The sequence below is a fragment of the Archangium violaceum genome (assembly GCF_016887565.1).
GTDB classification, from domain to species: domain Bacteria; phylum Myxococcota; class Myxococcia; order Myxococcales; family Myxococcaceae; genus Archangium; species Archangium violaceum_B.
The window spans coordinates 3,572,216-3,598,777 of the sequence record NZ_CP069396.1 but is presented as its reverse complement, the minus strand read 5'-3'; the positions used below and the strand labels follow the sequence as shown (position 1 = coordinate 3,598,777).

The following is a 26,562-nucleotide window of genomic DNA, read 5'->3' as shown; positions in this document are numbered from 1 at the left end:
GACTCATTTCGTCTGCCTCAGACAGCGGCGGAGGCAGCGGGGGAGTCCACGAAGGAATTCGTCAGCGGCCGGAGCCCGCCCCGAGACACGTTCGGCGGCTCCTTGATCTTCATCAATGAAGCGGGCACGTCCTTCGACAGCGATGACTTCGACCCCATGTGTTTTTTCCTTTTGTGACAAAGCACGAAAGCTCCGTGCACCCAGCGGGGAGGCAAGGGGGCGCTTCATCGGCTCCATTGATAGGGATTGAGCTATCGGAGCCGACCCCGAGGCACCCAGGGAGGACGGAGCAAGGGGGCGAGTGACCGCTGGCACATGATGGAGATTCCTTGCGCCTTCCTTGGAGCAAGGCATGTGCCAGGATTTGTGAAGACACACTCAGAGGGAAAGGTTGGGGCGGAATGGAACTCGACTTCGACGACATGGGGCATGACGCCTCGCGTCGTGCGGAGATGGGGCATTCCGCCCCGCACTCCCGTGGCAGAATGCCTCGTTCCGCCTCCAACCTTTGGAGAACGAATGGAGAACGAACACACCCCATCATCCAAGGGGTGAGCGGGAGGCCAGGAGGTATCGGAAGCGGGTCATTGCGTTCCGGAAGGAGAGGGAGAGGATGGCCGCATGTGGAATCTCATCGAACCGTTGGAAGCGGCGCCCGGGGTCTGGCAGATGGCACTGGACGAGGCGCTGCTCGATGAGGCGAGCACGAGGGAGGACTTCGTCCCCACCCTGCGGCTCTACGTCTTCCGACCAGGCTGCCTGAGCCTCGGACGCACCCAGGCCTACGGCAGCGTCGATGCCGAGGCGGCACGAGCCGAGGGCCTCGACGTGGTCCGCCGGGTGACCGGTGGCTCCGGAGTGCTGCATCACGGGGAGCTCACGTACAGCTTCGTGGCCCGCGTCGCGCCGCCATTCACCGACAACATCGAGCAGAACTACACGCTGCTATCAGAGTCCATTTCCGCGGGACTGGCGCGAAGGTTCGGCGTGCGGGCCGAGCTGGAGCCCTCGCGGCCCGAGCGCAACCTGGCCAGTGGCGCATGCTTCCTCACGCCCGCGCTCAAGGAACTGAAGGTGGAAGGCCGCAAGCTCGTGGGCAGCGCGCAGCGGCGGCAGAAGGGCGCCTTCCTGCAACACGGCGCGCTGCCGCTCACGACGGACTACGCCCTGCACGCACGGCTGTTCGGCCTGACGCCGGAGCGGCTGCGCGAGGCGATGGTGGACCTGACCGGGGCGGCGGGCCGCGAGGTGAGCCACGCCGAGGCGGCGCAGGCCCTAGAGCAAGGCTTCATCGAGCGGCTCGGTGCGAGCTGGGCCAGGGTCCCGCTCGCGCCTCACGTGCGCGCCCGCGCCGAGGCGCTCGTCGCGGAGCGCTATGGCCGTGACGATTGGACGCGCGACGCGGTCTGCTGAGCGTCTCCTCCCTTCAGGGTCTGCTCACATCGCTTTCTGGACTTGCCGAGAGCGCGGCTCTTTCTGTACAAGCCCGGATCCGTGAGGCTTTTCTCGGGGGGCGTGGATTCTCCCTTTCCGAGAAATCCCTACCAACAAGAAAGCCAATCATGAGCAAGCGAAAGATCTCCGGCATCATCGCGGTCGTCCTGGCTGCAGTGGGTTTGGGTCTCGCCACCACACCGGCCCGGGCGGCCAGCCCGACCCTGAGCGCGACCGTTGACGACGGTGTCATCGGGACCGGAAACAATCAGTTCCAGTACACCGGCACGTGGGTCAATTGCGGCTGCAACGGTGGGTCCTTCCGGTACGCGTACACCACGGGTGACAAGGCGACGTTCCGGTTCACCGGGAGCCAGGTCAAGCTGTTTGGTTACAAGGAGTTGGTGGGCGGAATCGCCAGCATCTCCATTGACGGTGGTGCACCCGTGGACGCGGACACCTACTCCATCACCAAGGGGTTCGCGCTCATCTACACCAGCCCCGTCCTGACGGACACGGCCCATACGCTCACCGTGACGGTGACGGGCCGGAAGAACAGCGCGGCCACGGGCACCACGATCTCCATCGACAAGGCCGAGGTCTACACCGGCGGCACGACCACGAACCCTCCGGCGGGAGGCCTGCTGGGCTCGGTGGGGGCCCGTTCGGGTCTGGCCTGGAACTCCTGCATGTTCCCGCTCAACCGGACCGGCTCGGCGAGCTCCTACGCGTCGGCGCTGTCGACCGTCGAGAGCGGCCGTGGTCGCTTCTGTGACATCGAGCAGGCGGCGCAGTGGCATACCAATTGGAACGACGTGAAGGACCTCTATGTCCTGTCGTTCATGAACCCGAACCTGACCTCCGTCGTCGACGCGCCGCCCTTCCCGGGTGGAAGCGGGGCGTCCGTGCAGGGAAGCTGGGCCGAGGCCGCGTCCGGAGCCTATGATGCCTACTACCGCGCGATGGGCACCAACGCCGCGAACTACGCCAACCGCGCGGGGCAGGAAGTGATCCTCCGCTTCGCCTGGGAGTTCAACGGCTGCTGGTATCACTGGACGGCGGGCAAGGACTGCAACGGCACCTGGAAGGCCAACAACACGCAGTTCAAGACCGCTTGGCAGCGGGCCTACAACAACATCAAGGCCGGTGCGGGCTCCGCCGCCAACCGGGTGCTGATCAGCTGGAGCCTGTCGGGCACGGATACCTCGGCGGGTTACAACTTCCAGGATCTCTACCCCGGGGATGCCTATGTGGACATCGTGGGAGTCGATGTCTACGACTCCCCCGGCTCCACGACGCTCGCCTCGTTCAACTCGCAGTACCACGTCGGGTACATCCTCAATCAGACCTTCGCTTTCGCGGACACCCACAACAAGCCGTTCGCGATCGAGGAGTGGGGAGGTCATCACGCCCTGACGGGCAGCCAGGCGAGTGTGAATGGTGATGACAACGCCGCGTTCATCAACTTCATGTTCGATTGGATCCGGGCGCACAAGAACGACATCGTCTACGAGCAGTACTTCCAGGACGACGCGGACGGCAACGTCAACAACTCGCTGTTCTCGCCATTGGAGAACAGCAACCCGAAGATGCGCGCCGCCTACCTGAGCCAGATGCAGAACGCGGCGAACCTGCCCTGATCCTCGTCAGACCGGGGGTGGAGCCACCAGCAGACACACGGGGGCGGGGATCTTCAGCGCCTCGCCCACGGGTGTCAGCCTTCCGGTCTCGAGGTCTCTTTGGAAGCAGAAGATGTCGTGGGTGCGCTGATTGGCCACGAGCAGGTACCTGCCGGTGGGCTCGAGGGTGAAGTGGCGCGGCCACCGTCCTCGTGTGGGAACGTGCTCCACGTAGGTCAGCCGGCCCGAGGAATCAATGGCATGCACGACGATGCTGTCGTGACCGCGGTTGGAGCCATAGAGGAAGCGGCCATCGGGGCTGACGTGGATGTCCGCCCCGTAGCTCGTCCCGGTGAAGCCTCCTGGCAGAGCCGAGACGGTCTGTAGCGCCTCCAGGGCACCGAGCCGCGGGTCGTAGGCGAAAGCGGTGATCGTCGAGCTCAGCTCGTGGATGCCGAAGGCGAACCTTCCGTTGGGATGGAAGGTGAGGTGACGCGGTCCCGACCCGGGCTGGGTGGACACCCAGGCCGGCTCCGCGGGGGTCAAGCGTCCCTGTTCGCCGTCGAACCGGTAGAGCATGATCTTGTCCAGCCCCAGGTCCGACACGAGCGCGTGGCGATTGTCGGCATCCAATACGACCTGGTGGGCGTGCGGGCCTTCCTGACGCCGGGTGTTGGGCCCCGAGCCCTCGTGTCGTCTCACGTCGACCGCGGCGCCCAGCCCTCCCTCCGGCAGGACCGGAAGGACGGAGACGGTTCCACCGACGTAATTGGCGACCAGCACGAACCTGCCGTTCGCGGCCACGTCCAGGTGGCAGGGCGCACCGCCCTGTGTGGGTTGCTGATTGATGAAGGTCAGCTCCCGTGTCTGGGGATGGATGCGGAAGGCACTCACGAAGCCACCGGGCTTGCCCTCGAACTCCGTCAATTCATTGACGGCATAGAGGTAGCGTCCCATCGGGTCCATGGCCAGGAAGGACGGCTCGACCACGCCCCGGGTGAGGCCCACCTGCTGGAGGGCCCCCGTCGCCAGGTCCAACCGGCAGAGATAGATGCCCTCGCCTTGACCCGAGGTGTACGTGCCAACGTAGACCCAGAGTTCCTTGGGGGGCTGGGGAGCCCCGGTCCATGCGCTCCGGGTGCAGGCCAGACCCATTCCCACCGCGCCCAGGCCCGTGAGCCGCATGAGCTCGCGACGTGTCCAGTTCGTCTCTCGCATGGGTGGATTGGAAACAGAAAGAGCGGGAAGTGCCAACATCACGCCACGGAATCTCGACCGAATCGTGACGACTCGCGTGAACCTGGATGGGCAACGGTCCGCCCCCGCGTTCGCTGGCGCGAGGGAGAGGACATGCGCGGATTGAAGGTTTCAGTCATTGGAGCGATGGCGGCGGGCTTCCTGCTCGCCGCGGGGTGCGAGCCGTGGGAATCCGACGAGAGCGGCGCGGAGCCCGGGTTCTTCGCCAGCGCCCAGGGGCTGGGCACGCAGAGCACCTCGTTCCAGGACGGCGTGTCTCCGTCCTCGAGCTACGCGGGCACCCGCGACTCGATGATCGAAGAGGAGAATCCAGACGACAACCACGGCGGCGACACCAGCATCTCGGCGAGCGGCGACACGCCCGCAGGTAGCGGCAACGAGAACTACATCCTGCTGCAGTGGGACGTGTCGAGCATCCCGGCGAATGCGATCGTCCGCGCGGCCTCGATCGTCGTCACGGTGTCCGACAAGGCGGATCAGACCTACGACTTCTACGAGCTGACGCGCGCCTGGACCGAGAGCCAGGTCACCTGGGAACAGGCGGACAGCAGCCATGACTGGGCCTCGAATGGCGCGGACGGCACGGGCGACCGGGACACGACCTCGCTGGGCTCCATCCGGGCCGCCGCGACGGGGACGTACACCGTGACACTCAATGCCAGGGGGCTCGAGGTGGTGCGGAAGTGGCTGACCACGCCTTCCAGCAACCACGGTGTCATCCTCGCCAACAAGGACAACGACAACCGGTTGGAGATCCGCTCCAGCGAGTATTCGACCCGCTCCTCCCGTCCGAAGCTGACGGTGACCTGGGAGCTGCCCGGCACGGATGCGGGAACGGGTGGTGGCGATGGGGGCGTCGACGCTGGGACGGACGGTGGCGTACAGACCGCGGGGACGTACCGAAGCACCTGCGATGGCTCGGGCGGAGTGTGGATCGACACCTCCCATTTCCTGAACTTCAACGATGAGTCCCAGACCGCGCGCATCTTCGCCCAGGGCAAGAGCGCCTCCCCGGTCCAGAGCAAGGAGCTGAGCAGCGCGATTGGCATCTCCTCCTCGGACGAGGCGGACTTCGAGGACGCCGCACGCGTGGGGAACCGCATCTACGTGACCAGCTCGCACGCTCGCAACAAGGACGGGGAGCTCGAGACATCGCGATACAAGTTCTTCGCCATCGACCTCTCGGGCACGGTGCCCAATGCCTCGCTTCAGGTCGCGGGGACGTCCTCGAACCTGCTGAAGGACATGCTGGATGCGTCCAACTGGGTCAACCCGAACACCTCGGTCATCTCGCTGCTGAATGAGCGCTCGCGGCTGACGGAGGCCACGGTCGCGGAGCTGGCCCCGAAGGTGAATGGAACCAACCTCGAGGGGCTGGCGGCGCTGCCCACGGGTGGACTGGTGCTCGGCTTCCGCAACCCGAAGTCCGGTTCGAGTGCGCTGATGGTCACGCTGACCAATCCGGACGAGGTGATCGGCGGAGCCAGGGCCAGGTTCGGCCAGGCCATCCTGGTCAACCTGGGTGGTTATGGCATCCGGGGCATGGTGTGGTCGGAGGCCCACCAGGCGGTGCTCATCCTCAGCGGGCCGCATGACGAGAGCAACGGACCGTTCGCGCTCTGGAAGTGGAGCGGCGACGTGAGCAGCGCGCCGGTGAAGGCGCTGGACCTGACCGCGCCCTCGGACTCCGCTCCGGAGGTGCTGCTCCCATATCCCGGCACGAAGGACGTGCGGATCCTGTTCGACATGGGCTCACACCTGATCAGCGGGACGGTCTGCAAGGACGCGTCGTCCTCCAGCCAGTACTTCACCGACGTGGTCGTCCACCTGGACTGAGTGGCCCTCAGCCGGCGGGTGGAGCGTAGATGGGCAGCTCGATGCGCAGGCGAGCGCCCCCCTCCTGGCGGTTCTCCGCCACGAGGGTGCCGCCGAAGCGCTCCACCAGCTCGCGAGAGATGGACAGACCCAGGCCCGTCCCCTTGTCGGTACCCTTGGTGGTGAAGAAGGCCTCGAAGAGGCGTGGCAACACCTCCGGAGAGAAGCCCGGGCCGTTGTCCTCCACCACCAGCATCACGCGCTGCCCTCGCACCGCACCGTGCACGCGGACCTCTCCCCGGGGTACCTTCGCCTCCTCCAGCGCGTCACCGGCATTGACGAGCAGGTTGAGCAGCACCTGCGCCAGCCGCCGGGGCATGATGAACACCTTGGGCAGCTCCGGGGACACCTCGATCTTCAACTCCCCCACGCTCTTGAGCCGGATCGACGCCAGCCGCGCCGCGTCTTCCACCACGTCCACCAGCGCGCACTCGCACGCCGCCTCCGCGTCCATGCTGTGGGAGAAGCCCTTCAGGTCCTGGACGATCTGCTGGATGCGCTCCATGCCCAGGCGCGTCTCGCCGAACACCTCCTTCAACTCCTCGCGGAGCGCGGGCGCCAGCGGCTGGGTGAACACCTCGGTCTGGATGAAGTTCAGGTTGGCGCGAACGAAGGCCAGCGGGTTGTTGATCTCATGCATCACACTGGCGGCCAGGCGGCCCACCGTGGCCAGCCGCTCGGACTGGACGCGCTGGAGCTCGGCCACGGCCAGCTTCTCCAACGCCTCCCGGCGGGCCCGCTCCACGCGTGCCTCGTTCAGTGCCGCCGCGGTCTTGCGGTACTGGCCCGAGCCCACCAACCCGAAAAACGTGGACGAGCCCACCATCCCCGCCCACCCGGCGGCCTGCTCGACGGAGCCCTTGCCCATCAGCACGTACACCCCGATGCCCAGCGTGCATGCGACACCGCTGGCCACCGCGGAGCCCGACTCCTCCGGGTAGACGAAGGCGGCCAGCAGCGGCAGGGTGGGCACGAGCAGAACGTACGGGCTCGCGAGGCTCCCCGTGAAATAGACGAGGGCCAGATAGAACAGGCTGCCCGCCGCGCCATTGAACAGCAGGAGCAGGCGCCGCCGCGTCTCGGATCCCCGCTCGAACAGCAGGGCGAAGACCACCAGCCCCAGGCCCCAGGCCACTCGCGTCAGGAACGCGCCCAGGCTGAAGGAGGGCAAGGCGAATACGTCCAGCAAGGTCAACGGAGGAAGCACCGCCGCGAACAGCAGGGCCCTCCTTCCCGGAATGGTACTCACACCTCTGAGGACGGATGACCTCACGTGACCACGACTCTAGTACACCCGGCTCGAGGGAGCACCTGACGCTGGCTGAATTCCCTGGACATGCGAGGGAGCATCCGGCGTGTTCAACGGACCGTCTCCGCACCTCGTGGCTCCATCCCGAGTAGGGTAATGCTCGAATCCGAAACGCCCGAGACCCCATGTCACCAGGACTCCCCCTGCTCGCCTTGCTCCTGCTCGTGCCCCTGGCTCCGGCTCACGCGGAGGAAGGAGCCCCCAAGCAGACGAAACCAGAGGCGCCCGTCCTCCGCGTGACGGAGTCCACCGTCTCGTTGCTCGAGCCCTCCGGCGACGGCTGCGAGTGGGCCCGGTTCGAGCCCCTCTCGGCGGCTCGCCAGGTCCTCGCGAAGCTCGCGGTGGACTGTCAGGGCGGAGCAACCGCGCTGAGCCGGGACGGCAAGCGCGGCGCGGCGCGGTTCTGGCGCGGCGGCGTCAGCGCGCCCGTGGTGGGCAGGCCCACCTTCCCCGAGAAGTTCCCCTCCCCCGCGTTCCGGGATCGCTTGTTCCTCGTGGAGCTGGCGACGGGCGCCGTCGAGGAGATTCCCCTTCCTCCGTTGGGCGAGCTCATCGAGTTCGGATTCGATGCCGGGGGCCGGCTGCTCGGGCTCTCCATGCAGAAGGTCACGGACGGCTCGGGCCCTCCACTGATGGCCCACGCCTTCGCCTACCAGGACGGAGCGTGGTCACGGCTCGACTCCAAGGCGACCACCGAGTCCTCCGGAACCGGCGTGCTGGCGCTCCGCAAGCAGCTCGGCGAGCGCTCCAACCGCGCGCTCGATCCGCGCTTCACCCCCGAGGAGATCGACGACGACCTGCTGCTCGACCAGCTGTACCAGCTCACCCCGGAGCAACCCGATGGCGAGTGGACCTCGCTCGAGCGCGGTGGCTACACGCTGGCGCTCTGGGGCACGCCCTTTGGCGACGAGCTGCTGGCGACCGGCCTGCTCCGGAAGGTGGAGAAGGGCAAGGCGCTCGCCCTCCCCGGCCACACCTTCCGCGAGAACGACCTGGTCAGCATCCAGGTCCGAGGGCCCTTCCTGCTGGTGTCCCTCGCCGACTCCGGCGGGCATCCGCGCCTCTACCGGGGCAGGAAGCTCGTCTGGAGCTCGGAGGGCGCGCGGGCGGTGACGTTCTGGCCGAAGTGAGCACCCGGGCCGGCCCCCCTCGCGGGCCTCTCCACTGAGAGCATGTTCCTCCCGAGGGGCAGGCGAGGTACACCAGGGACTCCATGGCTGAGACCCCGATGAACATCCCCACTGTCGACCTCACCGATCTCTCTTCAGGCGATCCCGCCCGCGTCGAGCGCGGCGCGGCGGCGCTCCGCGAGGCCTTCGGCGTCTTCGGCCTCGTGTACGTGAAGAACCACGGCATCGACCCCCAGGCACTCGAGCGCTTCTATGACGCGTTCAGCGCCTTCGTCGCTCGCCCGGAGGCCGCCAAGCGGCCCTATGGCCGTGCGGACATCTGGTACCAGCGCGGCTGGACGCCTCCGAACACCGAGGTGGCCGTCGCCGGCAAGGGCCAGCCGGACTTCAAGGAGTGCTACTTCGTCGCCCCCTACCCGGCCGACGAGACGTCCGCGCTCGAGTTCCCCCAGATCTACCCGGAGAACGTGTGGCCCTCCGATGCGCCCCCGTACTTCCAGGAGGGCTTCCTCACGCTCGGCCGCTCACTCCACGAGGCGGGGCTCCAGCTGCTGCGCGGCGCGGCGGTGGCGCTCGGGCTGCCGGAGCCGACCTTCGCCAACCTGTGCCAGCGCGGCCCCCACGTCACGCGCGCGCTGCACTACCTGCCCCTCAATGCCTCCCAGGTGAACACAGACATCGTCTGGGGTGAGGAGCACACCGACTTCAACCTGCTCACGCTCCTGCCCGGTGGGCGCTTCCTCGATCCGAGCGGGCGCCCGGCCCCGAGGCCCGATGACAAGAGCGGGCTCTACCTCCGCACGCGCGCGACGCCGGAAGATCCCAAAGGACACATGGTTCGCGGCACGGCTCCAGCCGGCTGCATCGTCGCGCAGGTGGGCCAGCAGTTGGAAATCCTCACAGGCGGTACGTTTCTCGCGACGCCGCACGTCATCACCGCCCCCGGCGTGCCGGCCTGGTCTCGTCAGTCCGCCGCCCACTTCATGCACGTGCACACCAGTCACATACTCTTCCCATTGGAAAAGTTCCGTACGCCTGATGCGGTCCGCGACTACGCGCCGCCGGTGCTCGCGGGCACCTACGACATCAAGACGTTGGTGGACATTGGACTGGCGCCCCAGAGCGCACTCTCCCAGCTGGGCTACCGTCACTACGATCGGCTCAACCGCATGCGCGCGGAGGGCTCGGAGAAGTAGACCGGGCGCATGAGCACGAACCCACTCCCCGAAAACCATTTCTGATGTAAGGATAGTTCCGCGTCCGGTTGCGGGCCTTACGTCTCCGAAATCGTTCGCAGGGAGTGACCCATGCAGGCGCGAGCGCGCATTGCGTCACAAACGTTCCATGCGTTTGGTTCGGCGAAGCTCACGGCGATGTGTCGCGCCGTCGGCTTCGCGGAAGCGGATACGCGAACGGTCCTGAAGTTCTTCGACCTGCTGACGAGCCCCTGGGGACAGCGGCGCATTGGAACGGAGCCCTCCTGGGCCTCCGACATCACCGATGACCACTCGCCCTATGAGTTGTCACTCGCGCTGGATGGCCGCACCCCCGAGGTGCGCTTCCTGGTGGAGGCGCAAGGACAACCCACCACGCTCCAGTCGAGCTGGGTGGATGGGCTGGCGCTGTGCGAGCGACTGCAACGCGCGGCCCACATCACCCTGGAGCGGCTCGAGCGAGTGAGGGAGCTGTTCGAGCCGCGCAACCCCGAGGCGAGCTTCTCCCTGTGGCACGCGTTCGGCCTGAAGGCAGGCGGCAAACCGGATTTCAAGGTGTACCTGAATCCGAGGGCACGGGGAGACGGGCAGGAGTCCGCGCTGATCCAGGAGGCACTGGGCCGGCTCGGCTTCACGGGCTCCTGGCGATTCATCACCCAGGAGGTGATGCGCCGCGGCGCGAAGGACCGGCTCGTCTACTTCTCGCTGGACCTGTCGGCGGGCCCGGCGGCGCGCGTGAAGCTGTACGTGGCGCACCAGGACGCCACCGTGGAGGAGCTCGAGGGGGTGCTGTCCCGGGGAGGAGAGTACGTGCCGGGTGAGCCGCGCACGTTCTGCCGGTCGCTGAGCGGGGGAGAGGGGCCCTTCACGGCCCGGCCCCCGTTGACCTGCTTCGCCTTCACCTCGGACGACGCCGGGCGCCCCTTCAGCTCCACCCTCCACTTCCCCCTGCGTGCCTATGTGGAGGATGATCTGCAGTCGGTACGAGCCATCCGCCACGTCCTCGCTCCACGGGATCGGGGCCTCTTCGAACAGGTGTTGGCGTCCATCACGGACCGCCCGCTCGAAGCGGGGCGGGGCCTCGTCCAGTGGGCATCCCTGCGACACCAGCGGGGCCAGGCGCGTACCACCTTCTATCTGGCCCCGGAGGCATACGGAGCCGCGACGACGAGGCCGCACATGAATCGGGTCCTGGAGTACATCGAGACGAAGAAGCAAGAACTGGCCCGGCTGCCCCTGTTCGCCTTCGTCGAGGATCGCAGCATCGATCCCCGGCACCGGCTGGGCTTCGCGCCCTGCCTGGCGCCCATGACCATGGGCTTCTCGGACCTGATGAGGTTCGGCCTGAGGGATCTCTCCTCGCGGGATGAGATCCAACGGATCCTCAACGCGCACACCACCGTGGACGAGCAGCACTGGGAGTTCTTCATGCGGGACGTGGAGACCCTGGGGATCAACGGGCGCGTGGACCTGGTGGACTCGCTGAGCCTGCTCTGGGGAGACCACTGCGCGAAGACGCGCCAGCTCATCAACAAGCTCATGAGCATGGTGCGCGAGGCGAACCCCATCCAGCGTCTGGTCATCCTGGAGGCCGTCGAGGCCGCCTCGGACGTGGGCTTCAGCCGGTTCCGGCAGGCGGGCCAGGAGTTCACGGCCCGGACGGGCAAGCCGCTCTTCTACTTCGGCCAGCCCCACCAGGATCTGGAGGACGCGCACGAGCAGCTGATGGAGAAGGGAATCCGGGCGCTGATCGCCTCGCACGCGTGGACGCCGGAGGAGGAGCAGCGGGCCCTGTCGCTCGTGGACGAGGTCAACACCAGCTTCGTCGGCATGGCGGAGGATCTCCTGGCGTATGCCTTGAGGGCCCGCGAGTCCGGGCCGCTGTGGCCGCTCACGCTCGGGCTCAAGCTGGTGCGGTAGCGGCGGGAGCCGGCCGGCCCCGGGCGCGGTGCTACATTCGCCGCATGCTCCTTTCTCTCCTGCTGAGCTACGGCATGGTCACCGCCAGCACGCCCCCGCCCCCGGAGTTCGGTGCCGACGCCGCCGCGCGCTTCGCGGAGCTCGCGCTCTCGTGCGTCCATCGGGAGTACCCGAACAAGATCGCCCACGTGCTGAGTGGTGACGCGGATGCGCGCCCGCCCCGGGAGCTCACCCCCGCCTTCTACGGCTGCTACGACTGGCACTCCTCCGTCCACGGGCACTGGCTGCTGGTGCGGCTGGCGCGGACGTTTCCGGAGGCGCCCTTCGCTCCGCGTGCCCGCGAGGCGGTGGCCAGGAGCCTGACGCCCGCGAACATCGAGGCGGAGACGCGCTACCTGAGCGGACCGGGCCGGGTCTCCTTCGAGCGCCCCTATGGTCTGGCGTGGCTGCTCCAGCTCTCGGCGGAGCTGAGGGAGTGGGACGATCCCCAGGCGCGCGAGTGGGCCACCACGCTCAGGCCCCTGGAGGAGCGCGCGGCCGGGCGGATCCGCGAGTGGCTCCCCAAGCTGTCGCGGCCCATCCGCGTGGGGGAGCACGACCAGACGGCCTTCGCCTTCGGGCTCATCCTGGACTGGGCGCGGCAGGCCCGGGACAGCGACATGGAGCAGTTGCTGAAGACGCGGGTGGAGGCGTTCTACGGGAAGGACCGCCGGTGCCCGCTCGCGTACGAGCCCGGCGGCCAGGACTTCCTCTCGCCGTGCATCGCCGAGGCGGACCTGATGAGGCGCATCCTCCCCCCGGAGCGCTTCGCCACGTGGCTGCGGGACTTCCTGCCGGAGATTCCCTCCAACGGCTCGACGGCCTGGCTCGCGCCGGCGGTGGTGACGGATCCGACGGATCCGAAGCTGGCGCACCTGGACGGATTGAACCTGAGCCGGGCGTGGATGCTGGAGGGGATCGCCGCGGGCCTGCCGCCCCAGGACAAGCGGCTGCGCGCGCTCCGGGCCACGGCGAAGCTCCACCGCGAGGCGGGGCTCCAGGCCGTGACGGGCGCGCACTACGAGGGCGGACACTGGCTGGGCAGCTTCGCCGTGTACCTCGTCACCGGCAGGGGCCTGCCCCGCGGGCCGTGAGCCCCGGCTCTTGTGTTGCGCATGCTCCCTCTCCCTCTGGGAGAGGGCGGGGGGTGAGGGTCTTCACCCGCGTGATCCGCGTCCCGACCTCATATCGCGGCACACTGTTGCCGGAAGACCCTCACCCTAGCCCTCTCCCAGAGGGAGAGGGGACATCCACGGGCCCTCGGACACGGTCCAATGACTTCGTGGACACTCCACTACGGTACTCGGGAGGAGGCCCCGAGCGCCTCGCAGGCGGGAGGGAATTGGAGCTGGCAGGCCTTCTCGAGGAGCGCCTTGGTGCGCGCCGGATCCTTCGCCACCCCATTGCCATACCGGTAGGAGAGGCCGAGGTTGAAACAGCCTCCCGGCAGCTCCGCGTCGCACGCCTTCGTGAAGAGGGCGAAGGCCTGCTTCTTGTCCTGCTTCACGCCGTTGCCAGCCAGATAGGACACGCCGAGGGTGTTGCAGGCGGTCATGTGCCCCGCGTCGCACGCCTTCGTGAAGAGCGCCGCGGCGCGCTCCGGGTCCTTCTTCACGCCATTGCCCTGCGCGTGGGCGACACCGAGGCTGAAGCAGCCCTCCGCATGACCCTGACCGCAGGCCTTGTCGAAGAAGGTGGCGGCGCGCTCCGGCTCCTTCGGGACACCCAGGCCCGACGCGTGGGCCAGGCCGACGTTGAAGCACCCCTTCCCATCCTCCGCCTTGCACGTCTTCTCGAAGAAGGTCAGCGCCTGCTTCGGATCCTTCTTCACCCCCACACCTTCCGCGTAGGCGATGCCGAGGTTGTTGCACGCGGCCAGGAACCCCTTGTCACACGCCTTCTTGTAGAGGGTGGCCGCGCGCGCATCATCCTTGGGCACCGCGAGCCCCTGCGCGTAGGCCAGGGCCAGGTTGAAGCACTCCTGGGCATCGCCCTTCTTGCAACCCTTCTCGTGGATGCCCACCTGGCGCGACAGCTCCTCCTTGCCGAAGAATGCCTCCGACTTGGAAGGCGCCTGCGGGTGCTGCTCATGCTCATGCTGCTGCGCGGCACCGCGTGTTCCCATCAGGAGGATGGCCAGGGTGATTCCGATGCGAAACATGTGGAAGAAACCTCCCCGGGCTCATGGCCCGTCATGGAGGGTGGGTATACCACTCCGGCGGGGGTAACCTCCGGCCCTTCCCCAGGAGCCCCTCATGCGCCGCCCCACCCTCTTCGTCCTCGCCCTCGCGTTGGCCGCCGCGCTCGTCCGCTGCGCACCACCCGAGTCCTCTCCTGATGCACGCACCCTCTCCGGTGAGAGCACCCAGGCCCTCACTCCCGGTGGGGGTCTGCGGTTCATGACCTACAACATCAAACACGGCGAGCAGAGCAGCCTGGAGAGCATCGCCAGCGTCATCAACGCCCAGGCGCCGGACCTCGTGGTGCTCCAGGAGGTCGACGTCCTCACCAACCGCTCGGGCAAGGTGGACCAGCCCGCGAGGCTCGCCGCGCTGACGGGGATGTACGCCTCGTTCCAGCCCTCGCTGCTCAGCTATGACGGGGGCCAGTACGGGCTGACGCTGCTGTCCCGCTACCCCATCCGCACCTCGCAGCGCATCCCGCTCCGCTCCGCCGCGGAGCAGCGCATCCTGGCGGTGATGGAGGTGGAGCTGGACGCCGCGCACGTCATCCCCGTGGCCATCACCCACTTCGGCACCACCGGCGCCACCGAGCGGTTGAACCAGGCCGAGGACGTCAAGGCCGCCCTCGCCGGCAAGCCCTGGGCGCTGCTCGGGGGAGATCTCAATGCCTCGCCCTCCGAGTCTGGCATCACCAGCCTGCAGCAGCAGCTCACCGATGCCTGGACCCGTGGCGGCTCGGGCAACGGCTACACCCACGACGCGAGCTTTCCGACGCGGCGCATCGACTACGTGATGCTCGGCTCCGCGTGGACGTCGCCCGTCTCGGCGAGCGTCGTCGGCGCCAGCTCGCAGTCGGATCACCGCCCGGTGGTGGCCACCCTCATCCTCCCCTGGAGCCAGACCCTCTTCGGCGACCGCGTCCCGGGCGCCGCCGTGGAGCCGGACACCCGGGCCGTGGAGATCGGCGTGAGGTTCCGCGCCAATGTCGCCGGCACCGTCACCGCGCTCCGCTTCTACCGGGGAAAGGCCAACGCCAGCGGCTACGTGGCCCGCCTGTGGAGCAGCGGTGGAGCGCTCCTGGCCGAGGTGCCCGTGAAGGATGGCCGCATTCCCGGCTGGCAGGAGGTGGCGCTCCCCACGCCCGTCCCCCTCACCGCCGGCACCACCTACGTGGCGTCCTACTACTCGTCGAACGGGCAGTTCGCGCGCGATGTGTCCGGGCTCGCGAGCGCCGTCGTCAGCGGCAACCTGACGGCGCCGGGCAGCGCGAGCGTGGGAGGCAATGGTGTCTATGTCTATCGGACGGGCGGCGGCTTCCCCTCGTCCTCCTACAAGGACGCCAACTACTGGATGGACGTGCGCTTCGTCCCCTCCCCTTGAATGCTCGGGGAGAAGGAGGAGCGACTACTCCTTGGAGCCGGAACCACCTCGGGAGCCGGAGCCACCCCGCTCCAGCTCGCGGACGAGCGCCGACAGATCGTCCTGCGCCTCCTCGTCGAGGACGAAGACACCCTCCTCGGAGGAGGAAGGCGCGGGCCGCGCGTCCTCCCGCGCGACGCGCTTCGGCCTGGGCGGAGGCGGCGGGCGGGAGAGGGGCTCGGTGGGCCGGGCCGGCGGCGGAGCGCGAAGCCGCGGAGCCGGCTCGGAATGCGGCTCGGCCGGGGCTTCCTCGGCGGTGGAGGGCTGGTGCCAGTCCGTCTTCCGCTCCAGCCACTCCGCGTAGCGGGTGAACGTCCAGGAGCCGTCCGCTGCGCCCGTCTCGATGGCGGAGGGGAGCTTGAAGAAGTGCCCCTGGCGCACGAGGCTCTTCACCGGGGTGCTGCCCGGGAGCACCTCGCACTCGGGCACGCGGATGCCGAGGTCCGGCCGGTAGCGCAGCCGCTGACACACCACTCCGACGAGGCAATCCGCGAGCTGGGCGCACACCGCGCCCTGCACCTCCGGAGGGAAGGCCAACACCACGCGCTGGAGGGCCTCGGCGGCGCTCGCCGAGTGCACGGTCGCGAGCACGAGGTGCCCCGTCTCCGCCGCGCTCAGCGTCAGGCGCATCACCTCCGGCTCGCGCATCTCCCCCACCATGAGGACATCCGGATCCTCCCGGAGCGCGTCGATGAGCGCCTGCTCGAAGGAGGGCGTGTCCCTGCCCACCTCGCGCTGGCGGATGAAGGACAGGCGCGGCACCAGCGCGTACTCGATGGGGCTCTCCACCGTGATGATGTGGCGGGCCTCGCTCAGGTTGATCTCCTGCAGCAGCGCCGCGAGCGTGGACGTCTTGCCCGAGCCGGTGGGTCCACTCACCAGGAGCAGGCCATGGGCCGGCTCGACGAAGCGGCGCAGGTCGGGGTGGAGGTTGAGCTTCCTCAGCGTGGCCTGGGCGGAAGCCAGCAAGCGGATGGCGAAGCCCACGCCGCGCGCGCTGCGCAGGATGTTGATGCGGCAGCGCTGCCCCATCACCGTGCGCGAGACGTCATACGAGCAGCGCTCGATGAAGTCGGGCCAGCCGGCGTCACCGATGATGTCGCGGGCCATGGCGGTGAGCACGGAGGACGACACCGGCTCGCCGACGAGCCGCAGCGCACCTCGCACCCGGAGCGCCAGGGGCATCTCCCCCTCGAGGTGGATGTCGCTCGCCCCCTGTTCCCGGGCGAGCCGGATGAAGGATTCCAATCCCACGATGTCCCTCCTGCCGTGCATCCGAGCAACCGCCATGCCGCGCCTGTCCCGAGAACCTGTCCAGGGCGGAGAGCGCGGGGGCCCGCCGGAATGTCCGGTTGTACGCGGGCCCGGCGACACTTTGTCCCCGGCGGCCAGGCGAGGCGTTGACCCGTGCCCTCTTCAGCCCGCCTGCTGTCCAGGAAGAGAAGAGAGCCTTGCACTTTGGGCCTCGCGGACGCGCGCGGGTGCTAACCTGCGTAGGTGATGAAGCGCATTCTTCTCGTCCTCCTGGTCCTCGTCGTCCTCGCCGCGGGCGGGGTCGCCGGCACCTTCTTCTGGGCGGAGAGCCAGGTGAAGCAGGCCGCGGCTCCGCCGGGCGCCCCCACCGTGGAGTTCACCGTGTCCAAGGGAGTCACCGGACGCGGCCTGGGCCCCCAGCTCGCGTCACAGGGCCTGATTCGCGATGCCCGGCTCTGGCGCTGGCACCTCTTCCGCCGCGGCTCGTTCGCCCCCAAGGCGGGTCGTCACGCGGTGAGCCCGTCGATGACGATGGCGGAGATCGCCACCGCGCTCGAGGGCAACCCCATCCCCGATGACGTCCCCTTCGTCATCGTCGAGGGCTGGCGTCTGCGCGACACCGACGCGGCCCTGGTCACGGCGGGCCTCATCAAGCCCGGCGCCTACATCGCCGCCGCCAGCCAGCCCGCGCGTTTCACCGCGCCCTTCACCCTGCCCCGGGCCACGCTCGAGGGCTACCTCTACCCGGAGACCTACCGGGTGGTGCCCGGCGCCTTCAAGGTGGAGGAGCTCATCCAGCGCCAGCTGGACACCTTCACCGAGCGCTTCTACGCCCCCCAGAAGGCGGCCATCGAGCGCAGCGGGCGCAGCCTCCACGAGGTGGTGGTGATGGCCTCGATGCTGGAGCGCGAGGAGCCCGTGCCGGCCCAGCGTCCGCTGGTGGCGGGCATCCTCTGGAAGCGCGTGGACAAGGGCTTCCCCCTGGGGGTGGACGCGACCTCCCGCTACGAGCTGGCCGAGTGGAACGACCGCCTGGCGTTCCTCCAGCGCCTGCGCGACACCTCGGACCCGTGGAACTCGCGCCACCGCAAGGGGCTGCCGCCGGGTCCCATCGGCGCCCCCTCGGTGGAGTCGCTCCAGGCCGCGCTCGCGCCCAAGCCGAGCGAGTTCTGGTACTACCTCCACGACGCCGAGCGGCGCCTGCACCCCTCGCGCAACGCCGAGGAGCACGAGGCGCTTCGCCGCAAGTACAACGTGTACTGAACGCCAGCCAGAGACGTGCCGGGGTGTCAGCTCGCACGCGACAGCATGCCGGCTGACATTCCCGACGCGCACAGGCCGCCGTCGACCGCGAAGTCCTCGCCGGTGATGAACGAGGACTTGTCGCCGCACAGGAAGACGACGAGCGAGGCCACCTCGTCGGGAGTCCCCACGCGGTTCATCGGGTGGAGCGAGGCGGCGAAGGCGCGGCCCTGAGGCTCATTCAGGCGCCAGCCGTCGGTGGCCATCTCCGACTCGATGACCCCGGGGCTCACCGAGTTCACCCGGATGCCCTTCTGCGCGTAGTCGATCGCCGCGCCACGCGAGAGCGCGGCGATGCCCGCCTTGGTGGCGCTGTAGACGGAGAGCCCCGGCAGGGCCCGCGCCGCCCCCACGGAGGCGCAGTTGACGATGGACCCGCCCCCCGTCGCGAGCATCGCGTTGATCTGATGCTTCACGCACCAGAACGTGCCGCGCAGGTTGATGTTCATGAGGAGCTCGTAGTCCTCGTTGGTCATCTCGGCGAGCGGCTTCATCATGCCGCTCCCGGCGTTGTTGAAGGCGGCGTCGATGCGGCCGTACTTCGAGACGGCCGCCTGGACGAGCGCCTCGATGTCCCGCTCGACCTGCATGTCGGCGCAGACCCAGGTGGCCTCTCCGCCGCGCTCCTGGATGAGCGCGACGAGCTCACGGCCCCTGGCCTCGCGCCGCGCGCTCGCGACGACCCGGGCGCCCTCCGCCGCGAGCGCGATGGCCGTGGCCCAGCCAATGCCCGAGCTCGCCCCCGTCACCAGAACCACCTTGTCCTTCAGCATGCCCATGTCTCTGCCCTCGTATGGTGTGTGTAGGAGCCGCCGCGGCCGCGGCCTGGCTCGAACGATACATGGGACGGTGACAGCCCGTTGGCGTGCCCCCGACGGGAGAGGGCCACGCGGGCATGTCAGACCCATCAGTTACATGGAAGGGGACCGTCGGTTGGCAGGCGCACCACGGGCCCGGTCTCTGGCGGGCATCGGTGCTCGTGGCTCGATGGCCCCTCCGCGAGAGCGGAGTGTAACGGTCGTCGACGGGCCCGCGGGCCCTGGGTGCTTTGGGAGAGGCACCCGGGGCTCGCGGGGGTTGTCAGGAATGATTCGGGCCCGGGTGTCCGGCCGCGAGCGTCTCCTGCTCCCGCTCCTGGGTGAGCCCGCTGGAACTGGAGAGCTTCGTGTCCTCGTGCGGGTTGTCCTCCCGAGCCACGGAGTGCGTGTGCGCCGTGTCGGCATGGAACTCGGACACGGGGTGCTGGCTCCCCGGCCGGCCCTCGGCGAGTGTGCGGCGGCCAGGGTCGAGGTGGACGTACTCGAAGGGCTCGCCAGGCTCACGAGGAGTGAAGAGGGCGCTCATCGGCTCGGGCAGTGCCTCACGGAGCTGGTGCAGCGTCCCGGGAGACAGGGTCTCCGCGAGGAACTGACAGACGACGCCGGTGTACTCCATGGCGAGTCCGAGTCGCACCTCGAGCCGGCTCGCGACGCGCGCATGGAGTTCCGCGAGGTTGAAGACCTGATGGGGGGTTACGCCGCGCAAGCCCGCGGCTAGCGGCTCCGGGAGATCCTCCGCCAGGGACTGGACGACGGGCCAGGCCAGGCGCTCACCGATGACCTCGAGTACCGCGCGAACGGTCCGCTCCGCCGCTTCCAGGCCAGGGAGCCCGGCGTGTTCGGCAACATGGGACAAGAGTTCGTCGTGCGTCATGAGCGTCCTCCTCGCGAGCATCTCCCCAGGAAGATGGAGACGTGGAGGGGACGAGGGCCAGTGCCACACGGGCCGCCGAGCCCTTGCTTCGGCTCGGCAGCCCCCGTGCACCGGACCGGCTACGGACAGATGGAGTAGCAGGACCCCGCACCGCGAGCGGCACACTCCCTGGAGCTGGAGCACGAGGAACAGTCGTAGGAGCAGTAACCCAACAGGCCCACCGGCTCCTCGGAGAAGAGCGGCACGGGAGCATCGGCGGCGATGCCGTTCTTCGCCCGCGACATGAGGAGCTTCTCCTTGTCGGCCTTGCAGGCACTGTGGTCGGAGCTCGGCTGCGATACGGCCGGCGCCACGGGGGACTGCTCCACCTGAGCATTCGTGGCCAGCGGCACCGCCACCGCGACGGTCAGCGCCAGCACCAGTCCCGAAACGAGCTTCAGCCTCTCCAGGTTCATGCGGAACTCCTTACAAGGGGGGGGGAACCTGAATGATGCATCAACCCAGAGCCGGAGTGCAAACCGCTCATACTCCCAGGAAGATTAAATTCCTGCCGCAACCATGGAAATCATGAGAATAAGGGATAGCCGCCCGACACGGTGAAGCACAGTGGTTCATCACCAGCAAGCACGGAACCCCGAAGAGGGTGAGAGGAATGCGAATGGCACATCGGAAGCTTGTGATTGGCTCGAGCCTGCTCCTGACACTGGCTCCTTCCCTGGGATTCGCGGCGGATGAGAAGTTCTCCATCCCGGGAACCTCCGTCACCGCGAGCTCGGATGACGGCAACCTCCCGGCCTATACCGTCGACGGGGATTTGACCACCCGCTGGTCGGCGGAGGGTGATGGGCAGTGGATCCGGTTCGACCTGGGCGCCAACAAGAAGGTGGCCTATGTGAAGATCGCCTTCCTGAACGGCGCATCCCGGACGTTCACCTTCGACATCCAGACCTCCACGGATGGCACCACGTTCTCCACGGTGCGCTCGAACGTGACGAGCAGCCTGACGGGTAGCCTTCAGACCTTCGACTTCACGGATGTGGCGTCCGCGCGCTACGTGAGGCTCGTGGGGTATGGCAATACCTCCAATGCCTGGAACAGCTACCTCGAAGTGGAGATCCACGGCAGCGCCGCGGAGGCGCCGGGCAACGTCGTGAACGTTGCCACCGCCGCCCAGCTCATCACGGCCCTCGCCAACGCGACCGCGGGCACGACCATCGTCCTGGCGAACGGCACCTACACGAAGAGCGGTGCCTTCAGCATCCAGAACAAGAATGGGACCGCCTCCAATCCCATCACACTCAAGGCCGCGAACCGGGGCCAGGCCATCATCTCCGGCGACGCCTCCATCAGCGTGTCCGGCTCCTCCTACGTCGTCATCGAGGGCCTGAAGTTCACCAACACCGGCGCGAGCGCCATCGTGCTCGACGGCTCCAACAACGTCCGGGTCACCCGGAACACCTTCGACCTGACCGAGAACGGTACCGAGGTGAAGTGGTTGATGCTCAAGGGGAGCGGAAGCCATCACAACCGGATCGACCACAACGACTTCGGAGGAAAGAGCGACCCGGGTCCGGTCATCGCCATGGATGGCAACTATTCCACCCAGATGACCCAGTATGATGTGATTGAGTACAACTATTTCCACGACATCGGACCGCGCCTCGCCAACGGGCTGGAGACCCTCCGCATGGGCCTGTCCGCCGTGTCGATGCTCGATGCCTACGCCACCGTGCAGTACAACCTGTTCGAGCGCTGCGACGGGGACCCGGAGTTCATCTCGATCAAGAGCGGCCACAACACGATCCGTTACAACACGGTCCTCAACTCGCAGGGACAGCTCACCGCGCGCCACGGCAACTACAACAGCATCTACGGCAACTTCATCCTGGGTGACGGTACCAAGACCGGCGTGGGAGGCATCCGCATCTACGGAACCGACCACAAGGTCTACAACAACTACCTGGAGAAGCTGACCGACGATGCGCTCCTCATCGACGGGGGCGACTTCGACGGTGGGCCGAACTCCAGCAGCTACACCAGCACGGATCTGAGCAAGCACTGGAAGGTCTACCGGGCCGAGGTCGTGAACAACACGGTCGTCAACAGCACCACGGGGCTCGTCATCGGGAAGAAATACACGTACGCGCCGGTGGACTCGAAGGTCGCCAACAATCTCATCCGGAACACGACGGGCACGCTCTACAACGAGACCAAGACGAGCAACACGCTCTTCCAGGGCAACATCGGGTACGGCGCCACCCTGAACAACAGGTCGCGGACGAGCAGTGAGCTCCGCAACGTGAATCCGTCACTGACCACGAGCAACGGCCTGCAGAAGCTGTCCTCCACGAGCCCCGCCATCAACACGGCCGTGGGCACGTACGCCTATGTCGCGGAAGACGTGGATGGGCAGATCCGCTCCACCAACGATGTCGGCGCGGATGAGTACTCCACCGCCGCCATCGCCAACGCGCCGCTGTCTTTGGCGGACGTTGGCCCGAACGCACCGTGAGGAATGTGCGCATTCCGTTGACAGCGTCCCATCACCTCCGGTACTTGGCGCGCGACAACTGAATTCCAGCCATGGGTGCCCGCCAGCACGGGCATAACAGGGAAGCCGGTGTGAATCCGGCGCGGTCCCGCCACTGTAAGTGGGGAGCTGCCTCCGACGTAACCACTCGACGCCTTCGCGTCGGGGAAGGTGGAGGCGGCGCTGAACGCCGTCAGGCGTTCTGAATCCACGAGCCAGGAGACCTACCCAGGCCTTGCAACCCCACCTCTCCGTGGACTGAGAGCGAGGTTTCCATGCCGGGTATCTCCGGGCGTGGGTGTGGTGCCGCCCTGCGGCATCGCGTCCAGGCCCTCGTACAGACAGCGTCCGTCTCCCTCCGTCAGGAGACGTGGCCGCTCGCGGCGCTCCTCCTGCTGCTCCCCCATCCGGCGCACGCCATGCACCTGGCGGAAGGTCTCCTTCCGTTCGGCTGGGCCGCGGGGTGGACCGTCTCCGTCCTGCCCCTGCTCGCGCTCGGTGTCATGCGGCTGCGGCAGCGCGTGGCCCAGAGCCCGCTCTACTCGCCCTTCGTGGCGATGCTCGCCGCCGCCGTCTTCGTCATCTCCTGCATGCCGGTGCCCGTCCCCATCACTGGCACCTGCTCGCACCCGTGCGGCACGGGGCTCGCGGCCGTGCTCATCGGCCCGGTGATGACGGTGCTGGTGACGTTCGTCGCGCTGCTGCTGCAGGCGCTCTTCCTCGCCCATGGCGGGCTCACCACCCTGGGCGCCGACATCTGGTCCATGGGCGTGGTGGGCGGCTTCGTCGGCTACGGCGTCTTCCACGGGCTGCGCGCGGTGCGAGCCCCCCTCGGCGTGGCGGCCTTCGCCGCCGGCATGCTGTCCGACTGGGCCACCTACGCCATGACGTCCTTCGAGCTGGCCTCGGCGCTGCACGGGTCCCAGCCACTGGGCAGCACGCTGGGAACACTGCTGCTGGCCTTCCTCCCCACCCAGCTTCCCCTGGGCATCCTCGAGGGGGCCCTCACCGCCGGCGCCATCGTCTTCATCTCCCGCCGCCGGCCCGCGCTCCTGCACTTCCACGCCCTCCCCGCCCCCGCCACGCCATGACGCCACTTCTCGCCTCCACCGAGAGCTGGCCGGGCGTCGACGAGCACGTCGTGCTCCCGTTCGCCGAGGCCGCGGGACGCACTCCCCAGCCGCCCCTCATCCCACTGGAAGGGGATGTGCTCCTCTTCGCCTTCCTCTGCGCCGGACTCGTGGGGGGCTTCTTCCTCGGCTATCTCTACCGCGCGCTGTTCGTCGAGACGGGAGGACAGACGTGAGCCGCACCTCCCCCTTGCGCGAGTGGGTGGTCGGGCTCGATGCGCGCCTCAAGCTGGCGAGCGCTCTGCTCGCCCTGCTGGTGACGCTCGCCGGGCCCGCGCCTCACACCGCCTCGGGGGTCGCTGCGTTGGCCCTCATCGCGTCCCTCGCGGTGGGCGAGCCGGTCAGGGTGTTGGTGCGCCGCCTCGGGGTGGCCGTCTTCAGTGGTCTGGCGGTCTGGGTCCTGCACTGGCTGCTGCGACCCGAGGCAACCGGGGCCTGGGCACCCGCCCTGGTCCTGGGAACACGGGTGGCCGCGGGTGCCACCGTGTTCGGGCTCCTCACCGCGCTCACCCCGCCCTGGGCCCTGGTGGGCGCACTGCGCGCGTGGCGGGTGCCGGCCCCGCTCGCCGATGTGCTCGCGCTCGCCGTGCGCTACGCCACCGTCCTCGAGCGTTCGGCCCAGAGCGCGCGAGAGGCCCAGGTGCTCCGCCTCGGCTACCGGGACGTGCGCCGGAGTCTGCACTCACTCGGGGCGCTCGGCGGACTCACCCTGGTGCGCGCCTTCGACCAGGCCCATGCCACCGCCGAGGCCATGGCCGCCCGTGGCTGCCGGGGCGCCATCGTCCCCCCTCCTGGAGAGCATCCATGAAGGCGGCGCTCACGCTCGAGGCGCTCTCGGTGGGAAACCCCGGCGGCCCCGCCATCCTCTCCGCCCTCTCGTTCGAGGTGCGGCCGGGAGAGGTGGTGGCGCTGCTCGGCGCCAATGGGTGTGGCAAGACGACGCTGCTGCGAAGCATCGCGGGACTGGTGCCGGCGCTCTCCGGAGGGGTGCGGTTGCTCGGCCAGGCGGCACCGCGCGGGGCGGTGGCGCGGGCCGAAGCGGGGCTGGCGCTCGCCTTCCAGAATCCGGATGACCAGCTGTTCGGCGCGACGGTCGGGGAGGACGTGGCCACCGGTCCGCTGCACCAGGGCCTCGCCCCGGGCGAGGTGCGGGCGCGGGTGGACGAGGCGCTCGCGGCCACTGGACTGACACACCTGGCGGGCCGCTCCATCGAGGCGCTCAGCTTCGGGGAGAAGAAGCGGGCCTGCCTCGCGGGCGTGCTGGCGATGCATCCGGCGGTGCTGCTCCTCGACGAGCCCACCGCCGGGTTGGATCCGGTGGGTGAGCGCGAGACGGCGGGCCTGCTGCGGCGCCTGGCCCGCGAGCGCGAAGTGGCCCTGCTCGTGTCCACCCATGCCACCGACGAGGTGCCCTTCTTCGCCGACCGGGTGGCCATCCTCGGCGAGGGGCGGCTGCTCGCCTTCGGGTCCCCCGCCGACGTCTTCCGGGACGCGGCGCTGCTGGCGCGGGCACGTCTGCGCGCACCGGCCGTCGCCGAGCTCTGGGCCCATCTCGCCCCCTTCCTTCCCGGACTGGGAGCAGCCCCGCCCCTCACGGTCGCCGAGGCCGCCAGCCGTCTGCTCCCCCTCCTCGTCCCCTCCCACCAGGAAGTGCACCCGTGAGCTCCCTTCGTAACGAGCACGGCATCCTCTTCATCGGACACGGTAGCCGCGATCCGCAGGCCATCGCCGAGGTGCACCGCTTCGTGGACGCCTACCGCGAGGCCCACCCGGAGCGGCGCGTGGGCCTGGGCTTCGTGGAGCTCACCGCGCCAGCGCTCCCCGAGGCACTGGACGCCCTCGCCTCCGAGGTGAAGGAGGTGCTCGTCGTTCCGCTCTTCCTCTTCACCGCGAAGCACGTGAAGAACGACATTCCGCTGGCACTCGCCACGGCGCGAGAGAAGCACCCGGGCGTGCGTTTCCTCGCGGTGAAGGCCTTCGGCGTGCATCCGGATCTCGCCCAGCTGGCCTTCGAGCGCACCGGGGCCCGCACCGGCCCCCTCTCGCCCCAGGAGGCCGCGCGCACGGTGGTGGTGATGCTGGGGCGCGGCTCGTCGGACCCGGACGCGAATGGCGATTTCTACAAGCTGACCCGCCTCTACGCGGAGGGACGGGGCTTCGCCCAGGTACAGCCGGCCTTCGTCGGCATCGCGAAGCCCTCGCTGGAGGAGGCGCTGGAGTGGGTGGCCCGGGCACGGCCGGAGCGCATCCTGGTGATGCCCTACCTGCTGTTCACGGGGGTGCTGCTGCAGAAGATCCACGCCCAGGTGGCGCTCTTCGCCGAGCGCTACCCGTGGCTGCGCGCCGAGGTGGCACCGCACCTGGCCGACGGCGGCATGGCACCGCTCGTCCAGCACGTGGACCGGCGCATCGAGGAGGCACTCGCGGGCGGCGTGCCGCTGCCGTGCGACGGGTGCCAGTACCGCGTTCCGCTCGCGGGCCTGCAGAAGAACGTGGGAGGCCTCAAGGCGCTGCTCTGGAGCATCCGCCACCGCGAGACACACACCCAGGCCGCGCCCCACCCGCACGCCCACCGCGCGCTGGAGAAGCACGTGCTGGTCTGCGGCAACGCCGACTGCGCCGATCGCGGCAGCGTGGCGCTGATCGAGGCCCTGCGCCGCAAGCTCAAGGAGACGGGCACGGGGCGCACGGTGCGCATCACCCGGACCGCCTGCATGGGGCGCTGCGGCGAGGGACCCACCGTGGCCGTCTATCCGGATGGCATCTGGTACCGCGGGGTGACGGAGGCGGACGCCCGGGAGCTCGTGGAAGAGCACCTGGTGGGCGACCGCCTCGTGTCCCGCCTTGTCGACAACATCATGCAGTGAGGAGGACCTATGGCCTGTCATGAGCTGGCGGCGCTGCGGCTGGCGCTGATGAACGTTCTGGGAGTGGACGATGCGGCTGAGCGGCAGCACGAGCTGGCCGAGCTGGGGAGCGCGGCGGAGAAGCCGGGGCCGGTGCGCTCGCTGATGCAGGCGCGCGACCTGGCGGGCGTGCAGCGCTTCTTCGAGGCCTCGCTGGTGGAGCTGCAGGAGCGCGTCTCCGCCACCCGCGCGGATGACCCGAAGATGCCCTACCTGCGCTCGCTCCTCGTGCTGACCAAGTCGGTGGAGCTGGAGCTGCGGCGCCAGAACGAGTCGCTCCAGAAGCTGTGGCGCGACCTCGAGGAGGTGCACGACTTCACCCACGAAATCTACCCGAGGGACTAGCGCC

The 26,562-nt window shown here is 68.5% G+C and carries 24 protein-coding genes and 1 riboswitch; of the genes, 16 read left to right on the top strand and 8 right to left on the bottom strand.

Annotated elements, in window-relative coordinates; translation table 11 throughout:
* Window positions 1–17: 17 nt before the first annotated feature.
* Window positions 18–158, bottom strand: coding sequence for a hypothetical protein (locus JRI60_RS14975; protein WP_204226535.1), 141 nt, complete (start codon window positions 156–158; stop codon window positions 18–20).
* A 463-nt stretch (window positions 159–621) separates the two neighbouring features.
* Here JRI60_RS14975 and JRI60_RS14970 point away from each other — a divergent pair, with 463 nt between their 5' ends.
* Window positions 622–1,413, top strand: coding sequence for a lipoate--protein ligase family protein (locus JRI60_RS14970; protein WP_204226534.1), 792 nt, complete (start codon window positions 622–624; stop codon window positions 1,411–1,413).
* A gap of 149 nt (window positions 1,414–1,562) precedes the next feature.
* Complete coding sequence (locus tag JRI60_RS14965; RefSeq protein WP_204226533.1) at window positions 1,563–3,074, top strand: glycoside hydrolase family 26 protein; 1,512 nt, start codon at window positions 1,563–1,565, stop codon at window positions 3,072–3,074.
* A gap of 6 nt (window positions 3,075–3,080) precedes the next feature.
* Here the strand turns inward: JRI60_RS14965 and JRI60_RS14960 are convergent, their stop codons facing one another.
* Entirely contained in the window at window positions 3,081–4,271 is a 1,191-nt protein-coding gene (locus JRI60_RS14960; RefSeq protein ID WP_204226532.1) for a lactonase family protein, read from the bottom strand.
* Between the two features lie 132 nt (window positions 4,272–4,403).
* On the opposite strand from JRI60_RS14960, the gene JRI60_RS14955 reads away from it, so the two are divergent.
* Window positions 4,404–6,146, top strand: a complete 1,743-nt coding sequence (locus tag JRI60_RS14955) for a DUF3616 domain-containing protein (RefSeq protein ID WP_204226531.1) — start codon at window positions 4,404–4,406, stop codon at window positions 6,144–6,146.
* 7 nt (window positions 6,147–6,153) lie between these two features.
* On the opposite strand, the gene JRI60_RS14950 is transcribed toward JRI60_RS14955, so the two are convergent.
* Complete coding sequence (locus JRI60_RS14950; protein ID WP_239470533.1) at window positions 6,154–7,434, bottom strand: sensor histidine kinase; 1,281 nt, start codon at window positions 7,432–7,434, stop codon at window positions 6,154–6,156.
* A gap of 185 nt (window positions 7,435–7,619) precedes the next feature.
* On the opposite strand from JRI60_RS14950, the gene JRI60_RS14945 reads away from it, so the two are divergent.
* The 4 genes from JRI60_RS14945 to JRI60_RS14930 all read left to right on the top strand — a co-directional run bounded on the left by JRI60_RS14945 (window position 7,620) and on the right by JRI60_RS14930 (window position 12,891).
* Entirely contained in the window at window positions 7,620–8,624 is a 1,005-nt protein-coding gene (locus tag JRI60_RS14945) for a hypothetical protein (protein WP_204226529.1), read from the top strand.
* A 98-nt stretch (window positions 8,625–8,722) separates the two neighbouring features.
* Window positions 8,723–9,820, top strand: a complete 1,098-nt coding sequence (locus tag JRI60_RS14940; RefSeq protein ID WP_239470532.1) for an isopenicillin N synthase family dioxygenase — start codon at window positions 8,723–8,725, stop codon at window positions 9,818–9,820.
* Between the two features lie 177 nt (window positions 9,821–9,997).
* Window positions 9,998–11,758 carry a tryptophan dimethylallyltransferase family protein gene (locus JRI60_RS14935; RefSeq protein ID WP_204226527.1) on the top strand — a complete coding sequence of 587 codons (1,761 nt, stop codon included), beginning with the start codon at window positions 9,998–10,000 and terminating at the stop codon, window positions 11,756–11,758.
* A gap of 44 nt (window positions 11,759–11,802) precedes the next feature.
* On the top strand, window positions 11,803–12,891 hold the full coding sequence (locus JRI60_RS14930; protein ID WP_204226526.1) for a DUF2891 domain-containing protein: 1,089 nt from the start codon (window positions 11,803–11,805) through the stop codon (window positions 12,889–12,891).
* 200 nt (window positions 12,892–13,091) lie between these two features.
* On the opposite strand, the gene JRI60_RS14925 is transcribed toward JRI60_RS14930, so the two are convergent.
* A complete protein-coding gene (locus JRI60_RS14925) occupies window positions 13,092–13,958 on the bottom strand; it encodes a tetratricopeptide repeat protein (RefSeq protein WP_204226525.1) in 867 nt (288 codons plus the stop codon).
* A gap of 94 nt (window positions 13,959–14,052) precedes the next feature.
* Between JRI60_RS14925 and JRI60_RS14920 the strand changes: the two genes are divergently transcribed.
* The gene (locus JRI60_RS14920; RefSeq protein WP_204226524.1) at window positions 14,053–15,360 is read left to right on the top strand and encodes a DUF4082 domain-containing protein; all 1,308 of its coding nucleotides are present in this window, start codon (window positions 14,053–14,055) and stop codon (window positions 15,358–15,360) included.
* 24 nt (window positions 15,361–15,384) lie between these two features.
* On the opposite strand, the gene JRI60_RS14915 is transcribed toward JRI60_RS14920, so the two are convergent.
* The gene (locus JRI60_RS14915) at window positions 15,385–16,653 is read right to left on the bottom strand and encodes a type IV pilus twitching motility protein PilT (RefSeq protein ID WP_204226523.1); all 1,269 of its coding nucleotides are present in this window, start codon (window positions 16,651–16,653) and stop codon (window positions 15,385–15,387) included.
* A gap of 246 nt (window positions 16,654–16,899) precedes the next feature.
* On the opposite strand from JRI60_RS14915, the gene mltG reads away from it, so the two are divergent.
* Window positions 16,900–17,916, top strand: coding sequence for an endolytic transglycosylase MltG (mltG, locus tag JRI60_RS14910; RefSeq protein ID WP_204226522.1), 1,017 nt, complete (start codon window positions 16,900–16,902; stop codon window positions 17,914–17,916).
* A 26-nt stretch (window positions 17,917–17,942) separates the two neighbouring features.
* Here the strand turns inward: mltG and JRI60_RS14905 are convergent, their stop codons facing one another.
* The 3 genes from JRI60_RS14905 to JRI60_RS14895 form a co-directional block, all read right to left on the bottom strand.
* Window positions 17,943–18,734, bottom strand: coding sequence for an SDR family NAD(P)-dependent oxidoreductase (locus tag JRI60_RS14905; protein WP_204226521.1), 792 nt, complete (start codon window positions 18,732–18,734; stop codon window positions 17,943–17,945).
* Between the two features lie 301 nt (window positions 18,735–19,035).
* A complete protein-coding gene (locus JRI60_RS14900; RefSeq protein WP_204226520.1) occupies window positions 19,036–19,647 on the bottom strand; it encodes a DUF2267 domain-containing protein in 612 nt (203 codons plus the stop codon).
* A 119-nt stretch (window positions 19,648–19,766) separates the two neighbouring features.
* Window positions 19,767–20,102 carry a hypothetical protein gene (locus JRI60_RS14895; protein ID WP_204226519.1) on the bottom strand — a complete coding sequence of 112 codons (336 nt, stop codon included), beginning with the start codon at window positions 20,100–20,102 and terminating at the stop codon, window positions 19,767–19,769.
* A gap of 203 nt (window positions 20,103–20,305) precedes the next feature.
* Between JRI60_RS14895 and JRI60_RS14890 the strand changes: the two genes are divergently transcribed.
* The 7 genes from JRI60_RS14890 (at window position 20,306) to JRI60_RS14860 (ending at window position 26,558) form a co-directional block, all read left to right on the top strand.
* On the top strand, window positions 20,306–22,159 hold the full coding sequence (locus JRI60_RS14890) for a chondroitinase-B domain-containing protein (RefSeq protein WP_204226518.1): 1,854 nt from the start codon (window positions 20,306–20,308) through the stop codon (window positions 22,157–22,159).
* Window positions 22,160–22,215: 56 nt separating this feature from the next.
* A riboswitch (cobalamin riboswitch) is annotated at window positions 22,216–22,423 on the top strand.
* Window positions 22,424–22,452: 29 nt separating this feature from the next.
* A complete protein-coding gene (locus JRI60_RS14885; RefSeq protein ID WP_239470531.1) occupies window positions 22,453–23,268 on the top strand; it encodes an energy-coupling factor ABC transporter permease in 816 nt (271 codons plus the stop codon).
* Window positions 23,265–23,483, top strand: coding sequence for a hypothetical protein (locus JRI60_RS14880; protein WP_204226517.1), 219 nt, complete (start codon window positions 23,265–23,267; stop codon window positions 23,481–23,483). Before JRI60_RS14885 ends, JRI60_RS14880 begins: the two co-directional genes overlap by 4 nt.
* The gene (locus tag JRI60_RS14875; protein WP_204226516.1) at window positions 23,480–24,115 is read left to right on the top strand and encodes a CbiQ family ECF transporter T component; all 636 of its coding nucleotides are present in this window, start codon (window positions 23,480–23,482) and stop codon (window positions 24,113–24,115) included. The genes JRI60_RS14880 and JRI60_RS14875 overlap by 4 nt, the downstream gene beginning before the upstream one ends.
* Window positions 24,112–24,969 (top strand): energy-coupling factor ABC transporter ATP-binding protein, encoded by an 858-nt coding sequence (locus tag JRI60_RS14870; protein ID WP_204226515.1) that lies wholly within the window; start codon window positions 24,112–24,114, stop codon window positions 24,967–24,969. The genes JRI60_RS14875 and JRI60_RS14870 overlap by 4 nt, the downstream gene beginning before the upstream one ends.
* Window positions 24,966–26,174 carry a CbiX/SirB N-terminal domain-containing protein gene (locus tag JRI60_RS14865; RefSeq protein WP_204226514.1) on the top strand — a complete coding sequence of 403 codons (1,209 nt, stop codon included), beginning with the start codon at window positions 24,966–24,968 and terminating at the stop codon, window positions 26,172–26,174. Before JRI60_RS14870 ends, JRI60_RS14865 begins: the two co-directional genes overlap by 4 nt.
* A 9-nt stretch (window positions 26,175–26,183) precedes the next feature.
* Window positions 26,184–26,558 carry a DUF3209 family protein gene (locus JRI60_RS14860; RefSeq protein ID WP_204226513.1) on the top strand — a complete coding sequence of 125 codons (375 nt, stop codon included), beginning with the start codon at window positions 26,184–26,186 and terminating at the stop codon, window positions 26,556–26,558.
* Window positions 26,559–26,562 lie beyond the last annotated feature (4 nt).